Below are 23,025 nucleotides of genomic sequence, written 5' to 3'. Positions count from 1 at the left end.
GAAGACCATGCAGATCCCCACCTTCCACACCGAACGCCTCAACAGCCACATCCCGCTACGCCGTGGCACCCTGCTCGCGCTCGTCCTGGTGCCGGCGCTGCTGGCCAGCGTGCTGCTCGGGGCGGCCTGGGGGCGTGACTCGCGCCTGTCCCGGATCACCGCCGCCGTGGTGAACTCCGACCAGGCCGTCAAGGTCAACGGGGAGACCGTCCCGATGGGCCGGCAGCTGGCCGCCGAGATCGTCGCCAAGCAGTCGAAGAACATCACCTGGGTGCTCAGCGACCCGTCGGATGCCGCGCAAGGCCTTGCCAGCGGCGAGTACGCGGCGGTGGTGACCATCCCGGAGAACTTCTCCGCCGCGGCCACCAGCGTCAAGGACGCGGACACCGCGAAGCAGGCCACCATCGACGTCCAGACCTCCCCGGCCTCCGCCGTGCAGGACGCGGAGATCGCCCGGCAGGTGGCGGACCTGGCGGCGCAGAGCACCAATGCGACCCTCACCGGCGGCTACCTGGGCAACATCTACGTCGGTTTCAACACCATGGGCAAGCAGCTGACCACCATCGGCAAGGGTGCCGGCCAGCTCGCCGACGGCGCCGAACAGCTCGGCGACGGCACGGCCAAGGCGGCCGGTGGCGCCGGGCAGCTGGGCAAGGGAATGGCCGAACTCGACGCCAATGGCGCCAAGCTCGTCGACGGCGGCAACCAGCTCGCCTCGGGTGCCACCCAGCTCAGCGACGGCGTCGGGGCCTACACACAGGGCGCCGGACAGGTCGTCGACGGGATCGGTCAACTGGCCGGCGGCATCAACCAGTTGGAGGCCGGGCTGGCCTCCGGTGGGGACTCGAAGCAGTTCGCGCAGCTCGGACAGCTGAAGAGCGGCGCACAGCAGGTGGCCAGCGGCGCCGCCGGCCTCTCTACCGGTCTGGGCACCTACCAGGACCAGCTCGTCGCCTGGCGCGACGGCAAGGCGCCCATCCCGCAGCAGGTGCTCGACGCCTACACCGAGCAGTTCGATGCCCAGTGCGCCGCGCAGATCGCCGACGGCCTGCGCACCGCCCTCTCGCCGGAGAATGTCGCACAGTACGGGGCCCAGATGCGCAAACAACTGGCCACCAGCCTGGACCAGCTGCCGCCGCAGGTGGCGCTCACCCCCGAGCAGAAGGCCGCCATCCTGGCCAATGCGAAGCTCCCGGAGAACCAGCAGCTCGCCAAGATGCTGGCAGACCCCAAGCTGGCCAAGCAGATCTCCGACGCCGTGTGCCCCGAGGTGCAGAAGGCTGCACAACCCGTCTTCGAAGGCGGTTTCAAGGCCGGCACCGGCACCGCCGCTGCCGCGCTGGACGTCAAGGACCCCGAGACCGGGCAGAGCCTGAAGTCCGGTGCCGCCGCCCTGTCCACCGGGGCGGGGCAGCTGTCCGCGGGAGTGACGAAGCTCGTCGACGAACTCCCGAAGCAGATCGCCGCACAGCTCGCCGAACTCAAGGCCGGGGTGAAGAAGCTCTCCGACGGCGCCGACACCCTGGCCACGAAGTCCCAACAGCTCAAGACCGGCGGTGGCGAACTGGCCACCGGCGCCTCGACCCTGGCCTCCGGAGCCGGGGAGTATGCAGCGGGCGTGGGCAAGTACACCGACGGCGTCCACCAGGCCAATGCCGGTACCCAGGAACTGGCCTCCGGCATGACCCAACTGGCCACCGGCAGCGCCAAGCTCGCCACCGGCACCCGCACCTTCGCCGACAAGGTCTCCGACGGTGCCAAGCAGGTGCCGAGCTACTCCGAGGCACAGCGGGAGAAGCTGTCCAGCATCGTCGCCACCCCCGTCACGGGAGGGGCCGACGGCATCACCACCCCGCTGAAGCAGACCGCCACGCTCCTGCTGGTGCTCGGCTCCTGGCTGGGGGCGCTGGCGATCTGGCTGCTGATGCGTCCGGTGGCTTCGCGCACGCTCACCTCGTCGCGTCCCAGCTGGCAGCTTGCCGCCGCGACGATGGTGCCCGGTGCCGTCGTGGCGCTGGGGCAGTCGGTGCTGCTGGGGGTTCTGGGATCCATGGGCATGGACCTGTCCTTCGGACGCGGGGTGCGGCTGACCGCCTTCCTGGCGCTCGTCGGGCTGGCCTTCACCGCCATCAACCATGCACTGGCGGCCTGGTTCGGCGGCATCGGCCGTGCCGTGTCCGTGCTGCTGGTGACGGTGACGGCCGCCGTCGGTGTGGTGTCCGCGGTGCCGGAACTGTTCACCTCCATCCACGCCTTCTCCCCGCTGGCGCCGGCATTGCGGGGGCTGCGTTCCATCGTCACCGGGGCCCCGATGGGCGTCGGGCCGGTGGGAAGTCTGTTGGTGCTGTGGTTGCTGGCCTCGGTGGCCTGCCTGTTGGCGGTCACCCGCCGTCGTCGCCTGACTCCCGCGAAGTACCGCAAGGCCGCTGGAAGCGTCGGCAGCTGACGGATTCGGCGGATCTGAAAAGCGTGGATGGTGGCCACCGAGCTCGGTGGCTACCCTCCACGCTCCTCCGGGCCATGTCACGATGAGGTGTGCCCGAGACCCTTCTCCCGACGTCCGAGTTCGTCGAGGCCATCATTCGGCGGCGCCTTGCCCAACAGCAGCTCACCGGACCGCGTGCGACGAGCGTCGCGGAGGTGGTGCGGCATTCGCTGGCCGTGCAGGCGCAGGACCCGCCGTTGTCCCGCTGGTCGCTGGGGCTGCGAGCGGGCGTCGCCGACGACGAGACGGTGCGGGCGGCGGTCAGTTCCGGCGAGGTGCTGCGCACCCACGTCCTGCGGCCCACCTGGCACTACGTGCACCGCGGCGACATCCGCTGGCTGCTGGAACTGACCTCTCCCAAGGTCTTGTCCGGTTCGCGGGGGCGGCATCGGCAGCTGGGGATCACCGACGAGGTGCAGGCGCAGGCCTTCTCCGTGTTCACAGACCTGCTGTCGCGTGGTCCGATGACCCGCAAGGAGCTCCAGCCGCACCTGCCCGGCACCGGCTTCCCGCAGCAGGGGCAGGTGGTGGCGCACCTGCTGATTGTGGCCGAGCTGTGCGGCCTGATCTGCTCCGGACCTCTGACCGACAAGGGTGAGCACAGCTACACCCTGCTGGATTCGGTGGTTCCTGCCGCTGCGCCGCTGCGCCGGGAGGAGGCCACCGATCGGCTGGTGCGACGCTTCGTCACCGGCCACGGGCCCACCTCCATCAAGGACCTGCAGCGGTGGTGCACCATCACCAAGCGCGAGGCGCTGGCCGTCTTCGCGGCACCGGACTTCACCCATGAGGTGGTCGACGAGGTGGACCTGTGGAGCCTGCCGTCGACGGAGCTCCCGGCCGATGGTCTGGGCGGCGTCCTGCTCTTGCCCACCTTCGACGAGGCCTTCCTCAGCCACGACCGGCCGCATTTCCCGCGCCTGCCCGGGCATCGGTTGGGGGAACAACACCTCAGCGCCGCCGAGGCCGGGTGGGGCTTCGTGATCGTCGACGGCGTCGACGTCGGCTGCTTCCGACGCATGAAGTCATCCCGGAAGGCCGGGCCTTCGGTGCAGGTGCAGCTGCACCTTGCCGACGGTGTGGACCCCGAGGGCCAGCGGTTGGCGGAGCAGGTGCAGAGGATGGTGGACTTCTTCGATGCCCGAGGGTGATGCCGTCTTCCGTTCCTGCGCCACATTGCACCGCGCCCTGTCCGGGCAGGTGCTGACCCGGGCGGAGTTGCGGGTGCCCGCTGCCGCGGCGGCAGCGGCCGAGCTCGTCGGACAGCGTGTGCTGGAGGTGGTGCCGCGTGGGAAACACCAGCTGACCAGGCTCGACGGCGGGTGGACCATCCACACCCACTTGAGGATGGACGGCACCTGGAAGGTCGTCGAGGCCAGTGCCCGAACGCCCGGGCCGGCCCACGAGGTCCGTGCCCTGCTGACCACCGAGCAGAAGCAGGCCGTCGGGCTGAGGCTGGGGATGGTGGACCTGGTCCGCACCGACCACGAGGACGAGGTGGTGGGACATCTGGGGCCGGACCTGCTCGGGCCCGGCTGGGACGAGGACCTGGCCGTTGTCAACCTGTTGCGGGAGCCCGCACGGACGATCGGCGAAGCGCTGCTGGACCAGCGCAATCTGGCCGGGATCGGCACCATCTACCGCGCCGAATCCCTCTTCCACCAGCGGGTCCACCCGCGTACCCCCGTGGCGGAGGTGGCGGACCTCGCCAACCTGGTGCGCACCGCCCGGCGGCTGCTTTCTGCCAACAAGGGGCCCGGGCCGTGGGTGCCCACCGCGTCGGGCCGCGACGGGCGCTGGGTCTACGGCCGCGCCGGCAAGCCCTGCCCCCGCTGCCGCACCCGGATCGAGTGCGAGGAGTACGGCCCGGCCACGCAGGAGCGCCTGGTCTGGTGGTGCCCTCGCTGCCAGCCGTTGGGCTGAGGGAGGTTCGGACCCGGGGCTGGATATTCAGGACAGATCCCAAATCGCTCCCCAGTGCAGTAGTTGCAGTGGGGAGCGGTTTGGGATCTGTTGCGACTATCCGCATCGGGGCCCCATCGGTCTCCGGCGGGGTAGCGTCGAATCATGAGCGACTACTTCGCCGGAGACCCCAGGACCAACCGCGAGCGGATGCTGGCGGGAGACCTCTACATCGCCGACGACCCGGAGAGCGGGCGCCTGGCGCAGCGCGCCGTCGAGCTGCAGGAGCGCTACCTGCAGGCCAGTGTGGAGGATCCGGACAATGCCCGAAGCCTGTTGGAGGAGCTGATCGGGGAGCTGGGTGAGGGTGCCTACATCAAGCCCCCGCTGCACGTGGACTACGGCGGCCAGATCAGCATCGGCGCCCGCACCTTCATCAACTACAACCTGACGGCGCTGGACGTGGCGAGGATCAGCATCGGGGAGGACTGCCAGATCGGCCCCAATGTGCAGCTGCTCACGCCCACGCACCCGCTGGACCCGCAGCAGCGACGCGACAAACTGGAGGCCGCCGAGCCCATCATGATCGGTGACAATGTGTGGCTCGGCGGCGGGGTGATCGTGCTGCCCGGCGTCACCATCGGGGACAACACCGTGGTGGGTGCCGGGGCGATCGTCAGCAAGAGCCTGCCCGCCAATGTGGTGCCGTTGGGTCAGCCGGCGAAGGTGGTCCGCGAGCTCTGATCCTGGGGCTGGGGGGCGCCAGGGTGGCTGCGCCGTCGGGTGGCAAGCCGCAGCCAGACGGCCGAACCCGCCATGCCCACCGTGACGAGGGGATGGATCTGGCGGAAACTGACGGTGTCCACCAGCATTGCGCCCACGCTCATCGCTCCGACGCTGCTGAGGCTGAACAGGGGTGCCATGGCGGTGCCCACCCGCCCCATCAGGTGGTTGGGCGTGACGCGCTGCTGCAGGGTCCCGGCGGCGACGAAGACCATCGGCAGGAAGGCCCCGATCGCCACCACCACCGCCAGGTAGGTCCACAACGTCGGGGTGGCCGCGGCGAGGAGCACCAGCACGGCACTGATGGACAACCCGACGGTCATGGAGTGGATCTCGCCGATCCTCTCCACCACTCGTGAGGCCGCCAGGGATCCGGCAACCATCCCGGCCCCTTGCGCACTGGCGATCGTGCCGGCCCAGGCGGCGCTACGCCCGAAGGTATCGGTCACGGAGTACATCGCCCCTTCCAACAGTCCGGCGACGCAGTTGACCAGCAGCATCGCCGTCATTGCGTCCAGGAGCGGCTTGTGCCGCCAGATGTGTTCCAGCCCAGCGGTCATCTGCCGCCACAGCCCGACCTGCTCCGATGGATCGTCCTCGGCGGGTTCGGGGAAGCTCGCGAATAGCACCGCACCTGCGAGGAAGCAGGTGATGGCGACGGCTGTGGGGCCGCGGCCACCGTGTGTGGCGAACAGGGCGGCTCCCACCAGCGGTGCCAGCAGCTGGAAGGAGGTCCCGACAGTTTGCTGGAGGCCCTGGGCGCGGGCCAAGAACTCGTCGGGCGTGATGGATCGCTGCAGCGCCATGGAGGCGGACGAGAGCAGCACTCCGGACAGGCCGTAGCCCACCGCGGCCGCCCAGATCACCCATGCCTGATCAGGCCGGTGCACCCACCACAGTGGCACCAGGGTCACCGCGGACAGCAGGTTCCCCGCCACCAGCACCACGCGGCGGGGAATGTGGTCCACCAGCTGGCCGGCCAGCGGTGCGAGCAGCTGCGGGGCCATGAAGAAGGCCAGCGTGACACCTGCTTGCGACGAGCTGCCGGTCAGTGACTTCACCCAGATGCTGAGCGCGAGGATCATCACCGTGTCGCCGAACCAGCTCACGGCACGCCCGGCCAACCAGCGCCCGTAGAGCGGCGCGCGCAGCAGCTCCCGGGCGGAGGTCATGCTCCGCCCTCGACAGGGACCAACCACTGCACCAGCTCATAGGCGATGGCGTCTGCGGGGCGCTGGGTCGGGTCGGTGCGGTTCTTCGTCGCGTCCTCCACGGCCCGTCGAGCTGCTTCCAGGTGCACCATCACGGCCTCCGCCTCGGCTGGGGTGAGCCAGGCGGCATGGGTGGCATGGGTCTGGGGCGGGCCTCCCCGGCGGCGTCGTGCGGTGAGCATCCGGTCGGTCTGGCGGTGCGCGAGCAGATCCGGGGTGATGGAGTTCAGGTTCGCGTCGAAGGCGTACTGGTCGAAGGTGAGCTGCCAGGGCCGATCGCGACGGTTCTGGCCCTCGGCTCGCTCCACCAGACCTGCCTGGGCGAGCCGCCGCAGGTGCCAAGAGCAGTTGGATGGTGACTCGTCGACGAGTTCGGCGATCTGACTGGCTGTGAGGGCGCCGTGCCAGCCCAGCTGCTCCAGCAGGGCGATGCGCAACGGATGTGCGCAGGCCTTGAGCTGGTCCGGGGTGATGACGGTGCTGCGCGCGGGCGAGTGACTGGCCATGAACATGAACTAGTCTTTCGAAATAAATGCTTCAAGAGTTCTTGGTGCACGACGCTCGGGTTTGTGGCTTCCGCTCGTGTGGCAACCCGAGCGGAAGCCACGGACCCGAGCGGCTTGCCGGGGTCGCCCGAAAGTTCACCCGGGGCACATCCGCCGTAAACCTGACGCTCAGCTGAACCTGATGGGCTGGGGCGCATGCGTACCCCACACATCTCACGCCTCGCCGCCGCAGCCATCGGCTCGGCCGCGTTGGTCATGCCTCTTGCAGCCATCGTCCCTGTCCATGCCGCTCCCGCGGACAAGCCCGCTCCCAAGGTGGCCACGACCAAGACCGTCGTCCCCACCCTGGATGCCCGCGCCTCGCTGAGCGCCGACTACATCGCCAAGGGCCCCGAGTCCGGTGCCAAGGTCACCGAGGCCAATGGCCGCAAGGGCCCCTTCCCCGGCCAGGTCATCCCCGGTTTCTCCGCGATGGCGGAGATCGGTGACGGAAGCTTCTGGGGCCTGCCCGACAACGGCTTCGGCGCCAAGGCCAATTCCGACGACTTCCTGCTGCGCATCTACAAGGTCAAGCCGCAGTGGGAGACCGCCGACGGCGGCAAGGGCAAGATCCAGGTCAAGAAGTTCGTGCAGCTGCGTGACCCGCACCACAATGCCGGCTTCAAGATCGTCAACGAGAACACCAAGCAGCGCCACCTGACCGGCGCGGACTTCGACGTCGAGTCCATGGTCGTCGCCAAGGACGGCAGCTTCTGGATCGGCGAGGAGTTCGGCCCCTACATCCTGCACTTCAGCGCCGACGGCGTGTTGCTGCAGGCCCCGGTTCCCATGCCTGGCGTGAAGAGCCCCAGCAGTCCCCTGCTGGCCAAGGGCGAAGCCGCCACGCTGCGCAATTCCAAGGGCTTCGAGGCGATGGCGACCAGCCAGAACGGCCGCTACCTGTACCCGATCCTCGAGGGCTACCTGAACGGCGACGACAAGCGCACCCGCGTCATCAGCCAGTTCGACACCCGCACCAACAAGTACACGGGCCGCACCTGGAAGTACCAGGCCGACACCGATGACAACCTGGTCGGCGACGCCTTCATGACCGACGGCAAGAAGATGCTCGTCGTCGAGCGCGACGACTTCTGGGGCGCCAAGTCCGTCACCAAGCGCATCTACGAGATCAACCTGAACAAGCAGGAGAAGGACGGCTTCCTGGTCAAGAAGCTGGTCGTCGACCTGCTGAAGATCGACAACCCAGACGGCATCGGCATGCAGACCGATCCCGGCTACGGCGTGGAGGAGACCTTCAAGTTCCCCTTCCAGAGCGTCGAGACCGTCGTGCGCCTCAAGGACGGCCGCCTGCTGGTTGCCGACGACAACAACTACCCCGGCAATGATGCCCGCAAGCCCGGCACCCCGGACAACACCGAGATGATCATCGTGGACCTGGCGAAGAAGAAGGTGCCCGCGGCCAGCAAGGAGCACACCGTCTTCTCGCACCGTGGCGCCTCCGGATACCGTCCCGAGCACACCCTGGCCGCCTACGAAGAGGCCATCAACCAGTGCGCCGACTACATCGAGCCGGACCTGGTGAGCACCAAGGACGGCGTGCTGGTGGACCGGCACGAGAACGACATCACGGGCACCACCAATGTGGCCGATCGCCCCGAGTTCGCCGACCGCAAGACCACCAAGACCATCGACGGCAGCAAGATCACCGGCTGGTTCACCGAGGACTTCACGCTGGCGGAGCTGCGCGCGCTGCGCGCCAAGGAGCGTCTGGGTGAGCTTCGCCCCGGCAGCGCCAAGTTCGACGGCCTGTACCAGGTGCCCACCTTCGACGAGGTGGTCGACCTGGCCCGTCGTTCGAAGACCTGCAGCGGCAAGCCCGTCGGCGTGATCCCCGAGATCAAGCACGGCAGCTACTTCGACTCGATCGGCCTGAGCCAGGAGGAGGGCACCGTGAAGGTGCTGGAGGCCAATGGCTACGGCCGCAAGAACTCCCCGACCCAGATCCAGAGCTTCGAGGTGGGCAACCTGCAGGAGCTCAACCAGATGACCAAGGTCCAGCTGGTGCAGCTCATCGACTGCTCCGGTGCTCCGGCCGACTTCGTGGCCACCGGCAACACCACCACCTACAAGGACATGGTGACGGCGTCGGGCATGAAGAAGATCGCCAAGTACGCCGACAGCGTCGGGCTCTGCAAGAACGTGATGATCCCCAAGAAGAAGGACGGGTCCCTGGACAAGCCGTCGGCTGCCATCAAGAATGCCCACGACGCGGGCCTCGAGGTGACCGGCTGGACCTTCCGTGCCGAGAACAGCTTCCTGCCCACCAACTTCAAGAGCTCGGCCAACCCGGCCGAGATCGGTGACATGAAGGGTGAGATCAAGGCCTTCCTCGCGGCCGGCATGGATCACGTCTTCAGCGACCAGCCCGATCTGGCGGTTGCTGCGGTGCGTGAATTCGAGCAGGGACGCTGACCCTGTTCCGGTGACGTGAATGCGGCGCCCATGGCCCCGAGGGGCTGTGGGCGCCGCGGCAATTCACGGTCAGGAAGTCCGGAATCCGATGATTCAGTGATGTGAATCTAATTCAATGAATTGTCAAGACTATGATGATCTGTATAGCTGAGAAGTCAGCGCTTTCAGCAGCACCAGATGATGCGGCCCTTTGCGAACAGGCTGATGGGAGCGCTCGTCTGGATGATCGAGGACGCGGTGGTCGAGGTGGTGTCGGCGTGGGCCGGAGCGACGGCCACGAGGCCGCTCAGGGCGACGGCGGAAATGATGGATGCGATGAACTTCGAGGTCTTGGTCATGCCCAAGAATCTAGGACGACAATGCCGGAATCCCCACGCTCAATGTGAGCCTACGGTTGAGGTTTGACCAAGCCAGTGTCATACGCAAGAACAACCATCTGAATTCGGTCACGAAGGTTGAGTTTCGCCAGGATGTGGCCAATATGGGTCTTCACCGTGGCCTCGGCGAGGAAGAGCTTTCCGGCGATCTCCGAATTGGTCAATCCTCGGCCCACTTCCACCAGGATCTCCCGCTCGCGCTCGGTCAGCACGGACAGTCGTTCCTGGGCATTGCGCTGCTCCAGCGGCCCGGCGGGCAGCGACGGAAGGAAGCGTTCCAGCAGACGACGGGTGGCCGACGGCGCCACCACGGACTCGCCGGAGTGGACGGCGCGGATGGCGGCCAGCAGCTCCGCAGGGCCGGCATCCTTGAGCAGGAAGCCCGAGGCTCCGGCCTGCAGTGCCGCGTAGACGTACTCGTCCAGGTCGAAGGTGGTCAGCACCAGGACCCTCGTCGCATCGGCGTAGGCCTCGGAGATCCGCCGCGTCGCCTCGACCCCATCCATCGTGGGCATCCGGATGTCCATCAGGACGACGTCGGGGGACAGCTCGCCGGCCAGGCGGACGGCCTCGGCCCCGTCGCCGGCCTCGCCGATGACGCTCATGTCCGTCTGGGCATCGAGCACCATGCGAAATCCAGCACGCACCATCGCCTGGTCGTCGGCCAGCAGGAGCCGAATGGGGTTCTGGGTCATGGGTGCTTCCTCTCGTTCTTCGTGGGCAGGATGGCGTGGACCTCGAAACCGCCACCGCGGCGGGGGCCCGCATTGAGCTGGCCACCCCACGCGGCGACGCGTTCGCGCATCCCCACCAGGCCGTGCCCCAGGCCGTCGCTCTGCGTGGGGCCAGCGCCGGTGTCGGAGACGCGCAGCGAGACGGCGTCGGCGGTGTGGGTGATGGCAACCTCCACGGTGGCATTCACCCCGGCGTGCTTCATGACATTGGTCAGCGACTCCTGCGCCACCCGGTAGAGCGCCATCTCCGCGCCCTCTCCGATGGGGGCATGCAGGTCCGCGCCGCCTTCGACGTGGAAGGAGGTGGGAATGCCTGCACTGCCCAGCTGGATGACCAGTTCTTCGATCTGGTCCAGCGTCGCCGCCGGCGCCATCTCCAGGTCCTCGCCATCCTGCCGGAGCACGCCCACCAGCCGACGCGTCTCGGTCAGTGCCGTGCGGGCCGTCTGGCCAATGGTCTCGATGGCCTTGTTCACCTGGGCAAGGCGCGCCTCGGGATCGCCGATCTCGTCGTGGTTCGCCAGGTAGGCGGCTCCGTCGGACTGGACGACGATCACGCTCAGCGAGTGGGCGACGATGTCGTGCATCTCCCGCGCCAGCCGGTTGCGCTCCTCCTGGGCCACCAGCGCCATGCCCTGCTGACGCTCGCGTTCCAGGGCCTCGGCGCGTTCTCGCCAGGACTCGTGCGTCAGGTCCTTCTGCCGATTCCACTGCCCCCAGAACCAGCTCGTCAGGCAAATGGCGGTGGCTGCGACCAGCCAGAAGGTGATCCGCGCCAGCTTCTCCACCAGCCCGACCGACTCGCCCGAGGCGGCGTCCACCAGCCCCCACTGCACGGACGCGATGGCTGCGCCGGCCAGGACGATCGCCAGCCAGAAGCGGGCCCGACGCGGCTTCTCGTAGCGCGCCAGGGCGTACAGCGCGACGGGGACGACGATGTTGCTCGGCATCACCATGGGAACCAGGAAGAGCTGCACCACGTGGGCGGCGAAGATCCCGGAGGCCATCCACAGCGGTCTGGTCCTGCGCCACAGGAAGGGCAAGGAGTACATCAGCCCCCACAGGGGGAAGAACCAGCCGGGCATCTGGCTGGCGGCATAGTCCTGGGTCATCAGGCCATTGGTGACCGTCATTGTCCACGGCATCACCATCACCATGACCACGGCGTCGAACCACATGGGATTGCTCCGGAAGCGCTCGCGGAGGTGCCATCTGGTCATGGCAGCAGCCTAGGAGAAGCCACCGACATTTCTCGTCCACCCGTGGCGGGGCGGGCAGCTCATCCCGTGGGTGGAGGACGCTTCGATCAGGACCACGCGCCGGACCGACGCGGGATGAGGCACCGTGCCGGAAGCCTTGGTGGCATGAACCAGAACACTGTCCTCGCCGCCACCGGCATCGTCAAGACCTATGGCCCCACCGTCGCTCTCGGCGGTGTGGACCTGGGCATCCGCGCCGGTGAGTCCGTTGCCGTGATGGGCCCTTCGGGCTCCGGCAAGACCACGCTGCTGCACTGTCTCTCGGGCATCCTCTCCCCGGACCAGGGCCGCATCACGCTCACAACTGACCATGGCCCCGTGCACGTCGACCGCCTCGGGACGGAGGAGCGGGCCCGCTTGCGACGCGAACAGCTCGGCTTCGTCTTCCAGCAGGGGCTGCTGCTGCCGGAGCTCACAGCCTTGGAGAACGCCGCCCTCCCGCTGATGCTGGCCGGAGTGGGCCGACGCGAGGCGGAGGCCCGGGCCACCGGGTGGCTGGTGCACCTGGGGCTGGCCGGCCTGGAGGGCCGACGGCTGGGGGAGATGTCCGGCGGGCAGGTGCAGCGCGTCGCCATCGCCCGTAGCCAGGTCACCAATGCGGTGGTCACCTTCGCCGATGAGCCCACCGGCGCCCTGGACCAGCAGACCTCTTCCGAGGTGCTTGGCGCGCTGTTGGAGGCCACCGTCGGCCGTGGCCGCACGCTGGTGATGGTGACCCACGACGAGCGCGTCGCCGCCCGCTGCTCGCGCACCGTGCGGCTCCAGGACGGTCAGATCATCAGTGACAGCCACCCGCTGTACGTGGCCCTCGGTGGTGTGGCATGAACGCCTCGACAAGCTCGGCAAGCGTGAATGGGGGCTCGACAAGCGTGAAGGGGGGCACCTGGGCCCTGGTCAAACTGCTCGCCCGCCCGACGATGGCCGACCGCTCCAGCTGGGCACTGCCCGTGGCGGCGATGGGTGTCGCGAGTGCGCTGAGCCTGTCCGTGGCCGGCGGTGTGCACCACTTCTTCTCCACGACGGGTGAGTTGGCGGGCATGTACCGCTTCCTGTCGCTGGTCGCCCTGGTCCTGCTGCTGGTCCCGCTGGCGACGTTGGCGGGTGCGGCGGCCCGGCTGTCCGCCCGGCGCCGCGACACCAGGCTCAGTTCGCTGCGGCTGCTCGGCGCCTCGTCGGGAACCCTGCGCCTGCTGACCCTGACCGAGACCGGTGCCACCGCCCTCGCCGGGGCCCTGCTGGGTGTGCTGGGCTACCTGGCGCTGTTGCCGCTCTTCGGCCTGCTCCACTTCGGTGGGGGCCGGATCGGGGCCGGACGGCTTTGGCTCGGCGTGCTCCCGGTCCTGGGGGCCGTGCTCGCCATCGTGCTGCTCGGCCTGGCCAGTTCCGTTGTCGGGCTGCGCAAGGTCGAGGTGACGCCTTTGGGTGTCCGAACCCGCCAGAAGGCCCCGGTGGCCTCCACCAGGCGGATGGTGGCCGCCGTCGCGGCCGTTGCCGGGTGCTCGGTGCTGGCACGGCTGTTGGGGTCCGCCGCGTCGACGCTGGCCATCATGGTGATGATGGTGCTCATGTTCGGGTTGCCCCTGGTGGCGGTGAACCTGGCCGGCCCGTGGATCGTGTCTGTCGTCGCCCGGCAGGACCTGCGCCGCGCCAAGGATCCGACGCAGTTGCTGGCGGCCCGCACCATCCTGGAGGACCCCAAGCAGGTCTGGCGGCAGGTGGGCGCGCTCGGCGCCACCACCTTCGTCGGGGTCTTCATGGGCGTCGCCATGAGCATGGCGGCGCAGCCCACCAGCAACCCCCATGACGCGGTCCTGATGACCGACATCCGTACCGGCGTGATGCTCACCCTGCTGATCAGCTTCGTGACCGTCGCCTGCTCGGTGGGCATCAACCAGACAGCCGCGGTGCTGGACCGTCGTCAGCTCTTCGTCGGGCTGGACATGCTGGGTATGCCGGCGACGATGATCGACGCCGCGCGCAGGCGCTCGGTGCTGCGCCCGGTGACCGCCGTGGTGGCCATCTCCGCCCTGGCGGCCTTGGCCCTGGTACTGCCACTGGGGGCGGTGAACTCCTTCGCCAGTCCGACGTCGGCCCTCACCGTCGTGCTCGTACTGGTGGGTGGCCTGGCCCTGGTCCGGCTGGGCCTGCTGGCCAGCCGCGCCACCCTGCGGCAGGTGCTGGTGGCGGGGCTGACCCGGGCCGAGTGAGGCTCGCTCAGCGGGCGGGCGTGAACCGAGGGGTGGTGGTGCCCGCCCAGTGCCGCAGCCAGTTGATCCGGGTGGAGGTGTCCCGCGTGGGCAGGGCGCCGACCCACTCGCCGGGCTGGGCCCAGGAATTGGTCATCAGGTAACCCTTGGGCTCGGCCGGGGCACCCAGATTGGTGGGCAGGTTCGTCCAGGTGTGGGTGAGCTTGCCGTCGACGTAGAAGCGGATGGAGTTGCGGCCCATCAGGAAGCCGTAGCTGTGGAATCCGGCGGCCGGGTCGAAGGGCAGGCGGACCTGCTTGTACTGGTGGCCGCCACCGAAGTAGTGGACGGTGTAGAAGGCGTAGTGCTCCTTGCCGGCGCCGTTGTCCCGGCTGCGGATCTCGATGTCCACCTCCGGCATGCCGTAGTTCTCCGCCTTGAAGAAGATGCCGGACAGGATGCCGGGCACCGAGGACATCTGCATGCTGGCCTCGTAGTAGCCATTGCCCAGCAGCTTGTCGGGTGCGGTCTGCAGTTCGGCGCCGGAGAGCTGGTTGGCGCGGCTGGTCATCGTCGCGACGCCCTGGGCGATGCGCACATTGGAACGCAGCAGCTGGTTGCCGCCGGTACCGGTCCAGTCGCCATTGATCCGCACGGTCCGGTTGGCATTCCAGGCGCTCCCGGCCAGCCAGCTGGTGAACTGCTCGTCGATGGTCGGGCCTGCGGCAAATGCCTCGTGGGGCAGGGCCGCCGCGGCGAGGCCGGCGGCGGAGGCGGACAGAAGGGTGCGTCGCGTGGTCTTCATGGTGCTCCAGGTGGGGTGGGGTGATGGGGCACCTCGACTCTAGGCAATTCTTAGAGATTTCTGAAAATCCTCAGGCGGGCTGGGTGATTGACATCCCTCGGGGTGGGCCGCCGGCTTGGGCCGGCTCAATAGCCTGTGGCCATGGAGAGTCTCGCCGTCGACACCGATCGCGTCCTGGCCATCGTCCTCGCCGGGGGAAAGGGGAGCCGGATGGACGTCCTCACCCAGCGGCGCGCCAAGCCCACGCTGCCCTTCGGTGGCGTCTTCTCCCTGCTGGACATCTGTTTGTCCAACCTTGTCAACAGCCACGTCCGCGACGTGTGGGTGGTGGTGCAGTACCACGCGTCGAGCTTCGACCCCGTGTTGGCGCACGGCCGTCCCTGGGACCTCGATCGCAACCTCGGGGGTCTGCGGGTGCTCCCTCCTCAACAGGGGATCGGCGACGAGGAGGAGGGCATGGCCACCGGCAACGCGGACTCCCTCTTCCGGATCCGTCGGCTCATCTCGCAGCACGACCCGGAGGTGGTCCTGGTGCTGTCCGCGGACCACGTCTACTCCCTGGACCACCGTGAGGTGCTGCGCACCCATCGCGAGGCGGGTGCGGAGTGCACGGTGGTGACCACCACCATCGGCCTCGAGGAGGTCGGTCACCACACGCTGGTCGACGTCGACGAGGACGGCCGGGTGACGGGCGTGCACCACAAGCCCGACGAGCCACACACCGAGACCATCGCCAGCGAGGTCTTCGCCTACGACGCCAAGGTGCTGGTGGAGATCCTCGACGGCCTGCGCGAACGGCTGGGCGGCGAGGCCCCGGACGGGGACTCGGGCCTGGGGGACTTCAGCGAACACCTGTTGCCGGAGCTGGTGCAGCGCGGCAAGGTCGTCGCCCACGAACTGCCCGGATACTGGCGTGACCTGGGCCGCCCCTCGGCCTACTTCCGGGCCCACCAGGACCTGCTGGCCGGAGACCTCGGCATCCTGCACAGCCGCGACTGGCCGATGCGCACCGCCTCGCCGCAGGGGCCCGCTGCCCGGGTGCACGAGGGCGCCGAGGTGCTGGACGCCATGCTGGGCAATGGCTCGGAGATCCATGGCCGGGTGGAGCGGTGCGTCATCGGCCCCGACGTGGTGGTGGAGGCCGGGGCTGTGGTGCACGACGCCGTCCTGATGCGTGGCGTGCACGTGCGGCGCGATGCCCGGATCGGCTGGTCAGTGCTGGATGCCCGGTGTGAGATCGGGGCCGGAGCACGCGTCGGGGCGGAGGAGGCGCAGGATGCCACCTCCCGGCTGAAGTCGGAGGAGGTCACCCTGGTGGGGATGGATGCCGCCGTCGCGGCCGGCGCCGAGGTTCCGCACGGCTCCCGCGTCGAGCCCGGGACCACGGTCTCCTGATTCCGGTCCCTGAGACTGTCGAGGCGTCAGCCCAGCGCCGCGAGCACCTCGGGCCCGTCGGGTGCGGTGAGCACACGCTCACCCACCACGACGGTGGGCACCAGCTCGTTGCCGTCCTGGAGGCTGCGGACGAAGGCCGCGGCCTCCGGGTCGGTCCAGATGTTCACCAGGCTGATCCGCGCGTCATCCTCGTCGAGTCCGGACAAGAGGTGCTCGCAGTAGGGGCAGCCGGGGCGCCAGTAGACGATGGCGTGGTCCGTGCCGCGACGGGTGATGGCGTCGGAGTGCTGAGTTTCCATGCGCTCGATACTGCCGCATCCCGAAAGCCGCTCGGGTTCCTGTGGTCCGCTCAGGTTGCAACATACGCGGATCACGCGGACCCGAGCGCCTTCGGTCCCGGACGTTTTTGCCGCTCGCGGTACCCCTGCCGTAGACTTTCCCAGTGCCCCATCACGGGGCATGGGGCGTTGGCGCAGTTGGTAGCGCGATTGCTTTGCAAGCAATAGGTCACGGGTTCGAACCCCGTACGCTCCACAATGCAGAAGTTCCCCGACGGGTCATCCGTCGGGGACCTTCTGCATTCCGCGTTGCGAGGCTCAGTTCTTGAAGCCGGCGTACTTGCAGATCTTCTTGGTGAGCTTGGCCTCGGTGGTCAGCTCGCGGCCATCGAGTTCCAGCACCGGGGCGGCCCCTCGCACGGAGCTGACCAGCCACACGCCGTCGGCCTTGGCGAGCTCCTTGGGCCTGATCAGGCGGTACTCGGTCCGCCAGCCGTCCTTCTCCGCCTTGGCGAAGACCTGCTTCTGGGTGATGGAGTCCAGGATGCCGGTGCCCTCGACGGGGGTGGTGGTGAGCACCCCGTCCTTCGCCACCACCAGGGCTGCGGTGGGCCCCTCCAAGCAGTAGCCGTCGCTGCTGGTGAACAGCACGTCGTCGACGCCACGGCGGTGCGCCTCGCGCTTGGCGGCCATGTTCACCGCATAGCTCAGCGTCTTCACATTGCCCAGCAACCACGGCGCGTCGAGGTGGGCGTCGCTGGCGGTGCCCCGGTCCAGGGTGGTGACGCGGATGCCTGCGCGTTGGGCCAGGGAGGCCTCGCTCATCTGGGTGATGCTGAGCACCAGCAGTGGGATCCCCTGCACGCTCTCCAGCCCGCTGGTCTGCATCAGCTTGAGCACGGCCTCGCCGGGGTGGCTCCAGGCGTCGACGGCCTCGTCTACCAGTTCGCGCCAGAAGTCGCGGTCGACGTGTTCACCGGTCAGCCGGAGGAAGGACTGGTCCAGCCGTGCCAGGTGCGCCTCGAGGTTGTCGATGGTGGAGATCCCGTCGGATCCGGTGCGCACCCGGGTGGCGTCGAAGACGCCGTCCCCGCGGGTGAAGCCAAGGTCGTCGGCGGTGGCCACGTGCTTCTTCGACGAGACGATGCCGCGGCCGTGGACGGCGACTAGTTGGGCGGGGGCGGGGGGCTGGTCCTTCGACGTCATCGCACAAGGGTAATGGGTCTGTCTCAGCGCGGTGTCAGAAGGTGCGCATAGGCTTGGGCGCATCTATGTGGTCGCAGCGTGAGGTGATGAGTCATGCGTTGCAGCGTCGCCGAGCCCTGGTGGCCCTGCAACAACCCCAGCGCGCCCTGAGCGAGAACGGCCCTTGCGACGCGGACCCGCTGCTCGTCCGGGCGGCCCTGCACCACGGTGAACCCAGCGACGAGGACTGCCCCGTCTGCGGCGGGGAACGCCTGACCAACCTGAACTACACCTTCGGCAGCCAGCTGGGGCAGTTCAGCGGAAGGATCAAGTCCAGCGAGGAACTCGCGGAGATGCAGGACCAGTTCGGCGAGTTCACCGTCCGCGTCGTCGAGGTCTGCCCGGACTGCTTCTGGAACCACCTCATGCTCACCTACAAGCTTGGGGACGGGCGCAAGCGCCGCGCACCCCGTCATCAGGAAACCGTTGAGGACATCTATGGCTGACAAGACACCGAAGAAGCCCGCATCCACCCGTGCCGGGGCGCGCCCCGCGAAGGGTGCCAAAGGCTCGGGCGGCGGCCGGTGGAAGCGCATCCTGGGCATCGCCGCCATTGGCGTGCTGGTGATGGCGCTGGTCAGCATGATCGCTGGTCTTGTCTTCTACAACCGCACCTCGCTGCCGGACCCCAACGAGGAGTTCACCACCAACACCACCTTCCTGTACTACAACGACGGGAAGTCCAAGCTGGGCAGCTTCGCGGTGCAGAACCGCCAGAGCCTGTCCTATGAGCAGATGCCGGTCTCCATCAAGGACGCCGTCGTGGCGGCCGAGAACCGAGACTTCTGGACCGACCGGGGCATCTCCCCGTCGGGCATCGTGCGTTCGGCCTGGGCGATTGCCCGCGGTGGTGAGGTGCAGGGCGGTTCCACCATCACGCAGCAGTACATCAAGGTCCTCTACCTCAGCCAGGACCGGACGATGGCGCGCAAGCTGCGCGAACTGGTGCTGGCCACCAAGATGGGCAAGGAGATGAAGAAGGAGGAGATCCTCCAGGGCTACCTCAACACCATCTACTTCGGCCGTGGCGCCTATGGAATCCAGGCCGCCAGCAAGAGCTACTTCAACACCGACGCGAAAAACCTGACCGTGCCGCAGGCAGCAGTACTGGCCAGCGTGCTGAACAACCCGTCGGCCTTTGACCCGTCGGCGGCCAAGGGGAACAAGGAACGTCTGCTGGGCCGGTACCGCTACGTGCTGAGCGGCCTGAAGGAGGCCGGCAAGATCACCGACGCGCAGTATGCGCAGTGGTCCAAGGCCCTGCCCGAGTTCCCCGAGATCCCGTTGAACCAGCGCTGGGCCGGCACCAACGGCTACCTGCTGAAGATGGTGGAGAACGAGCTGCTGGCCAAGGGCTTCACCGAGGGGCAGATCGAGGGCGGTGGCCTGCAGATCACCACCACCTTCGACGAGGAGCTCCAGAAGCGGGCCGTCGAGGTGGGCACGTACTACACGAAGATCGTCGGGGACAATTCCTCGTCGGGGGCCGGGATCCACCCGACGCTGGCCTCGGTGAAGGTGGGCACGGGCGAGGTGCAGTCCATCTACGGCGGCGCCGACTACCTCAAGAACACCCGCAACTGGGCCACCACGGACCGCCCCGCGGCGTCCACCTTCAAGGCCTACGCGACGGTGGCGGGCCTGCGCGGCGGCCTGAGCCTGCGCTCCAGCCTGAACGGCAACACCTACCGGCCGGCGGGTGACTCGGTGAACGTGCGCAACGAGTTCGGTATGCAGTACGGCAGCGTGACACTGCGCAAGGCGCTGGCGGAGTCCATCAACACCGCCTTCGTGGACATGACCGAGAAGATCGAGAACGGCCCCGAGGCCATCATCAAGGCCGCCAATGACGCGGGCATCCCCAAGGGAGCCGGCTGGGAGCCGAATGGCCGTATCGCCCTGGGCATGGCCGAGGTGAGCCCGCTGGAGAATGCGGGGGGCTTCGCCACTTTCGCCAATGACGGCGTGCACGTGGGCAACCACGTCGTGAAGGAGGTCAAGGACGCCAAGGGCAAGGTGATCTACACCGCCGACACCAAGGGCAAGCAGGGCATCGAGCAGGACGTCGCCCGCGACGTGACCTCCGCGCTGCGCTCCGTGGTCAGCAGCGGTACTGGCGGTCGGGTGGCGAACATGGGCTTCCAGGTGGCCGGCAAGACCGGCACCAATGGCATCGAGCGCGACGGCAAGAACATCATCACCTCGGCCTGGTTCACGGCCTACACCCCGCAGATCTCCACCTCGGTGATGTTCGTCGCCGGCGACGACGGCAACCACTCGCTCGATGCCTATGCCCGTCCGGGGGACAGCGCCTTCTTCGGTGGCACCTACCCGGCCATGATGTGGCGCGACTACATGAAGGTGGCGATGGAGGGTCAGGACTACGAGTCCTTCCCGGAAGCGGCCAATGTGAACCACGGGCAGGAGCGCGGCAAGGTCTACGTCCCGCCGTCCCCGAAGCCCAGCGCCACCAGCACCGAATCGAGCGACGGCGGACAGGCAACGCAGCAGCCCAGCGCCACCGCGACGGCGGAGCAGAGCAGTGCACCCGCGACAACGACTCCGGCGGAAACGACCCCGGTGACAAGCACCGCTCCGCAGACCACCGCTCCGGCGCAGACGGTCACCAGTGCGCCGCCGAAGGTCACACAGCCCACGCAGCCCCCGGCCCCCCAAGGGAATAGAGGCACCAACAGCGACGCCGGTACGAGCAATGCAGGCACCAAGGCCAATACAGGTACCAAGAGCAACACCGGGGCCAACAGCAACACGGGCACCAGCAGTACCGGCGGCCGCAAGGGCGATGCGGGTGCCAAGAGTGACTCCGGAGCGGGCAGCAAGACCGGATCCGGCAGCGCCGCCGGGGGCAATGGAAATGACAAGACCACGGGCGGCTGACCCCCGGGGGTGGCCCGCCGCGCTGCAGCTGCGCCTGGGCGGTCCGATGGGACGGCAGGCCAGCCGCGGCAAGGGCTTGTGGGTCAACCCCTTGCCCTGGGCCGTGCTGGCCGCCCTCATCACCTGGTTGCTGACCCTGTGGCGGCACCACCCCTGCCAGCAGACCGTCGCGGGGCAGCCCGTCGACGCCTTCATGCGGCTGTGCTACTCCGACATCCCGATCCTGTACCAGAACACCGCGCTGGGAACGGGCGGTGCTCCCTACCGCGACGCGGCGCTGGACCAACCCCCACTGACCGGGCTCTTCGTCACCATCGCACGGGCGCTGGCGGACCTGGTGGGTGCCGATCCCACCTTCGGGGTCCCCGTCCAACGGCTCGTCGACGGCAGCCACCTGTTCTTCCTCGTCGCCGCCGTGCTGCTCTTCTGCTGCCTGCTCGCCACGGTGCTGTCCGTCCTGCTGATGGGCCGTGGCTCTGCCCGCCGTGTGGCCACCGGGCCATCGGGACGGGTCCGCAGCTGGGACGCGCTCCTCGTCGCCGCAGCCCCGGCCGTCGTCACGGGAGGCCTGGTCAGCTGGGACCTGTTCGCCGTCGCGCTGGCCACGGCCGGCCTGCTGGCGTGGGCGCTGCGTCGGCAGCTGCTGGCCGGTGTCCTGCTTGGTCTGGCGGCTGCCGCGGGCACCTGGCCCCTGCTGCTGCTCCTGGCGCTGCTGTTGGTCTGCCTACGGGCCGGCCGCGTCGCGGTGTGGGCGCGTACCGCAGGGGTGGCGTTGGGTGTCTGGCTGGCAGTGCTGGGCATCGCCGTGCTGGCCTGGACTCCCGCCGCCCTGGGTAGCGCGGGTGCCTGGCATCGTCGTGGCCCGGAGCTCGGCTCGGTCTGGTTCGTGCTGGAGGCGGCCGGGGGGCGGATCCCGCTGCTGTCACTGCTGGTGGCCGCGCTGATGCTGTCCTGGTGCGCCTGGGTGGCGAGCCTGGTGGTGCGCGCTCCGCGCAGACCACGGGTCGGGCAGGTGGCCTTCCTGCTGGTGGCCGGCTGGCTGCTGGTGAACAAGGGGTTCTCGCCGCAGCAGGTGCTCTGGCTGCTGCCGCTGGTGCCGCTGGCCCGTCCGGTGGTCTCCGACTGGGCGGTCTGGGCCGGTGCGGAGACGCTCTACTGCTGGGCTGTCTGGGGACATCTGGGAGGCCTGACCACCTCGGGTGCCGGAGGTGATGACGTCGTCTACTGGGGCGCCATCGGCCTGCGAGTGCTGGTGCTGGCCTGGCTGGTGGCGCAGGTGGCGCACGACGTGACGAAGCCCTGGGATGATCCGGTGCGCGAACCGCTGGTCGACGACCCGATCGGTGGAGTGCTGGACCATGCTCCCGACGCGGTGGGCAGGCCGGCATGAGCCGCGACGCATGGTGGGTGGCACGAGCGTGGCTGGCCAGCCGAGGACTGCTCCTGGGAGTGGCGCTGCTGGTGATGATCACGCAGCATCGCTCCGGCCATGACCTGCTGAGCGCCTGGGACGTCGCCCACTTCGAGGCGATCGCCACCCAGGGCTATGCGAACCCGATCGACCGCGCCTTCTTCCCCGGCCTGCCACTGCTGCTGCGCGCGGCCCACACCGTCGGCATCCCGATGGGGCTGGCCGGGGTTGGCATCGCGGGGGTCTGCTCCGCACTGGCGGCCTGGGCCCTGCTGCGCCTCGGTGGCCCGGTGGCAGCCAGCCTGTGGCTCTTCGCCCCGACGACGGTCTTCACCACCGTCGCCTACACCGAGGCACCCTTCTGCGCCGCCGCCTTCTGGGCCTGGGAACGGGCCCGCAGCAGGCACTGGGGGCAGGCCGCCCTGCTCACCGGGCTGGCCTGCAGCTTCCGCGTCTCCGGGCTCTTCCTGATCGGTGCCCTGGGGCTGTACGCGCTGTTGCAGCGCGGCACCCCCGTCACCAGACGCGTGCTGCACGCGACGCTGATGGCGCTCGCGGCGCTGGTGCTGTTCGGCTATGTCGCCTGGCTGCACCACCTCACGGGGTCCTGGAATGCCTGGTTCGAGGCCCAGCAGTCGGGCTGGAACCGCGGCTTCACCAAGCCCTGGGAGGCCCTTCAGCACACCCTGGATGCGGCGAGGCCCTCGAAGTGGCCGGACCGGCCCGCCGTGGCGACGGTCTTCGGCGCCGAGGTGGTCTCCATGGCCGTCGGCACCTCGCTGAGCGTCGTCCTGCTGGTGCGCCGACGCTGGGCCCAGGCCGGCTGGGTGGGTGTGCAGGTCTTCGCCTTCGCCACCTCGTGGTGGTTCATGAGCGTCAACCGGGCCGTCCTGCTGTGGTTCCCGCTGTGGCTCCTGGCGGGGGAGCTGGCCCGCTTCGGCTGGGGGCCGGCGCGCCCGGCACATCAGGGGAAGCAGGTGGCCGCCCGTACTGCCGTGGCCGTCTTCGGCGTGGCCAGTGCCGCGGTCATGCTGTGGTGGGCCTGGCAGTTCTTCACCGGCGCCTGGGCCAGCTGACG

General features: G+C 68.6%; 20 protein-coding genes and 1 tRNA gene. 13 read left to right on the top strand and 8 right to left on the bottom strand.

Going from position 1 to position 23,025, the window contains the following annotated elements:
• Positions 1-7: 7 nt before the first annotated feature.
• From EDD41_RS09615 to EDD41_RS09600, 4 genes are all read left to right on the top strand, one after another.
• Positions 8-2,446 (top strand): YhgE/Pip domain-containing protein, encoded by a 2,439-nt coding sequence (locus EDD41_RS09615; protein ID WP_123575746.1) that lies wholly within the window; start codon positions 8-10, stop codon positions 2,444-2,446.
• Positions 2,447-2,535: 89 nt separating this feature from the next.
• The gene (locus EDD41_RS09610; protein WP_123575745.1) at positions 2,536-3,636 is read left to right on the top strand and encodes a winged helix DNA-binding domain-containing protein; all 1,101 of its coding nucleotides are present in this window, start codon (positions 2,536-2,538) and stop codon (positions 3,634-3,636) included.
• Entirely contained in the window at positions 3,623-4,408 is a 786-nt protein-coding gene (locus tag EDD41_RS09605; RefSeq protein WP_094763611.1) for a DNA-formamidopyrimidine glycosylase family protein, read from the top strand. Before EDD41_RS09610 ends, EDD41_RS09605 begins: the two co-directional genes overlap by 14 nt.
• Positions 4,409-4,552: 144 nt before the next feature.
• Positions 4,553-5,131, top strand: a complete 579-nt coding sequence (locus EDD41_RS09600) for a sugar O-acetyltransferase (protein WP_123575744.1) — start codon at positions 4,553-4,555, stop codon at positions 5,129-5,131.
• Here the strand turns inward: EDD41_RS09600 and EDD41_RS09595 are convergent.
• Both EDD41_RS09595 and EDD41_RS09590 read right to left on the bottom strand, forming a co-directional pair.
• On the bottom strand, positions 5,101-6,342 hold the full coding sequence (locus EDD41_RS09595; protein WP_123575743.1) for an MFS transporter: 1,242 nt from the start codon (positions 6,340-6,342) through the stop codon (positions 5,101-5,103). The two genes, EDD41_RS09600 and EDD41_RS09595, sit on opposite strands and share 31 nt — an antisense overlap.
• Complete coding sequence (locus EDD41_RS09590) at positions 6,339-6,887, bottom strand: ArsR/SmtB family transcription factor (RefSeq protein WP_170165310.1); 549 nt, start codon at positions 6,885-6,887, stop codon at positions 6,339-6,341. Before EDD41_RS09590 ends, EDD41_RS09595 begins: the two co-directional genes overlap by 4 nt.
• Before the next feature lie 195 nt (positions 6,888-7,082).
• Here EDD41_RS09590 and EDD41_RS09585 point away from each other — a divergent pair, with 195 nt between their 5' ends.
• Complete coding sequence (locus tag EDD41_RS09585; RefSeq protein WP_123575741.1) at positions 7,083-9,359, top strand: esterase-like activity of phytase family protein; 2,277 nt, start codon at positions 7,083-7,085, stop codon at positions 9,357-9,359.
• Positions 9,360-9,523: 164 nt separating this feature from the next.
• Here the strand turns inward: EDD41_RS09585 and EDD41_RS16855 are convergent, their stop codons facing one another.
• The 3 genes from EDD41_RS16855 to EDD41_RS09575 are packed head-to-tail and all read right to left on the bottom strand — an operon-like array spanning position 9,524 to position 11,690.
• Entirely contained in the window at positions 9,524-9,697 is a 174-nt protein-coding gene (locus EDD41_RS16855) for a hypothetical protein (RefSeq protein WP_170165309.1), read from the bottom strand.
• A 50-nt stretch (positions 9,698-9,747) separates the two neighbouring features.
• Positions 9,748-10,431 carry a response regulator gene (locus EDD41_RS09580; protein ID WP_094763607.1) on the bottom strand — a complete coding sequence of 228 codons (684 nt, stop codon included), beginning with the start codon at positions 10,429-10,431 and terminating at the stop codon, positions 9,748-9,750.
• Complete coding sequence (locus tag EDD41_RS09575; protein ID WP_094763606.1) at positions 10,428-11,690, bottom strand: sensor histidine kinase; 1,263 nt, start codon at positions 11,688-11,690, stop codon at positions 10,428-10,430. The genes EDD41_RS09580 and EDD41_RS09575 overlap by 4 nt, the downstream gene beginning before the upstream one ends.
• Positions 11,691-11,804: 114 nt before the next feature.
• Here EDD41_RS09575 and EDD41_RS09570 point away from each other — a divergent pair, with 114 nt between their 5' ends.
• Entirely contained in the window at positions 11,805-12,554 is a 750-nt protein-coding gene (locus EDD41_RS09570) for an ABC transporter ATP-binding protein (protein ID WP_211336625.1), read from the top strand.
• A gap of 44 nt (positions 12,555-12,598) precedes the next feature.
• On the top strand, positions 12,599-13,936 hold the full coding sequence (locus EDD41_RS09565) for an ABC transporter permease (RefSeq protein ID WP_123575739.1): 1,338 nt from the start codon (positions 12,599-12,601) through the stop codon (positions 13,934-13,936).
• 7 nt (positions 13,937-13,943) lie between these two features.
• On the opposite strand, the gene EDD41_RS09560 is transcribed toward EDD41_RS09565, so the two are convergent.
• Positions 13,944-14,720: a glycoside hydrolase family 16 protein gene (locus tag EDD41_RS09560; protein WP_123575738.1), complete on the bottom strand. Its 777-nt coding sequence runs from the start codon at positions 14,718-14,720 to the stop codon at positions 13,944-13,946.
• A gap of 141 nt (positions 14,721-14,861) precedes the next feature.
• Here EDD41_RS09560 and EDD41_RS09555 point away from each other — a divergent pair, with 141 nt between their 5' ends.
• Entirely contained in the window at positions 14,862-16,115 is a 1,254-nt protein-coding gene (locus tag EDD41_RS09555) for a glucose-1-phosphate adenylyltransferase family protein (RefSeq protein ID WP_123576988.1), read from the top strand.
• Positions 16,116-16,141: 26 nt separating this feature from the next.
• Here EDD41_RS09555 and EDD41_RS09550 read toward each other — a convergent pair whose 3' ends face one another.
• Positions 16,142-16,414: a glutaredoxin domain-containing protein gene (locus EDD41_RS09550; RefSeq protein WP_123575737.1), complete on the bottom strand. Its 273-nt coding sequence runs from the start codon at positions 16,412-16,414 to the stop codon at positions 16,142-16,144.
• Between the two features lie 162 nt (positions 16,415-16,576).
• On the opposite strand from EDD41_RS09550, the gene EDD41_RS09545 reads away from it, so the two are divergent.
• Positions 16,577-16,649 (top strand) — tRNA-Ala (locus EDD41_RS09545).
• A gap of 62 nt (positions 16,650-16,711) precedes the next feature.
• On the opposite strand, the gene EDD41_RS09540 is transcribed toward EDD41_RS09545, so the two are convergent.
• Positions 16,712-17,599 carry an aminodeoxychorismate lyase gene (locus EDD41_RS09540; RefSeq protein WP_094763600.1) on the bottom strand — a complete coding sequence of 296 codons (888 nt, stop codon included), beginning with the start codon at positions 17,597-17,599 and terminating at the stop codon, positions 16,712-16,714.
• 65 nt (positions 17,600-17,664) lie between these two features.
• Between EDD41_RS09540 and EDD41_RS09535 the strand changes: the two genes are divergently transcribed.
• The 4 genes from EDD41_RS09535 to EDD41_RS09520 are packed head-to-tail and all read left to right on the top strand — an operon-like array spanning position 17,665 to position 23,023.
• The gene (locus EDD41_RS09535; RefSeq protein ID WP_094763599.1) at positions 17,665-18,084 is read left to right on the top strand and encodes a DUF5318 family protein; all 420 of its coding nucleotides are present in this window, start codon (positions 17,665-17,667) and stop codon (positions 18,082-18,084) included.
• Positions 18,077-20,536: a transglycosylase domain-containing protein gene (locus tag EDD41_RS09530; RefSeq protein WP_123575736.1), complete on the top strand. Its 2,460-nt coding sequence runs from the start codon at positions 18,077-18,079 to the stop codon at positions 20,534-20,536. Before EDD41_RS09535 ends, EDD41_RS09530 begins: the two co-directional genes overlap by 8 nt.
• Positions 20,514-21,926 carry a hypothetical protein gene (locus EDD41_RS09525; RefSeq protein ID WP_148060523.1) on the top strand — a complete coding sequence of 471 codons (1,413 nt, stop codon included), beginning with the start codon at positions 20,514-20,516 and terminating at the stop codon, positions 21,924-21,926. The genes EDD41_RS09530 and EDD41_RS09525 overlap by 23 nt, the downstream gene beginning before the upstream one ends.
• Entirely contained in the window at positions 21,923-23,023 is a 1,101-nt protein-coding gene (locus EDD41_RS09520) for a hypothetical protein (RefSeq protein ID WP_123575734.1), read from the top strand. Before EDD41_RS09525 ends, EDD41_RS09520 begins: the two co-directional genes overlap by 4 nt.
• The last annotated feature ends 2 nt before the right edge of the window (positions 23,024-23,025 follow it).

Source organism: Luteococcus japonicus (assembly GCF_003752415.1).
In the GTDB taxonomy this organism is placed as follows: Bacteria; Actinomycetota; Actinomycetes; order Propionibacteriales; family Propionibacteriaceae; genus Luteococcus; species Luteococcus japonicus.
This window is presented reverse-complemented; position numbering and strand designations above follow the sequence as displayed.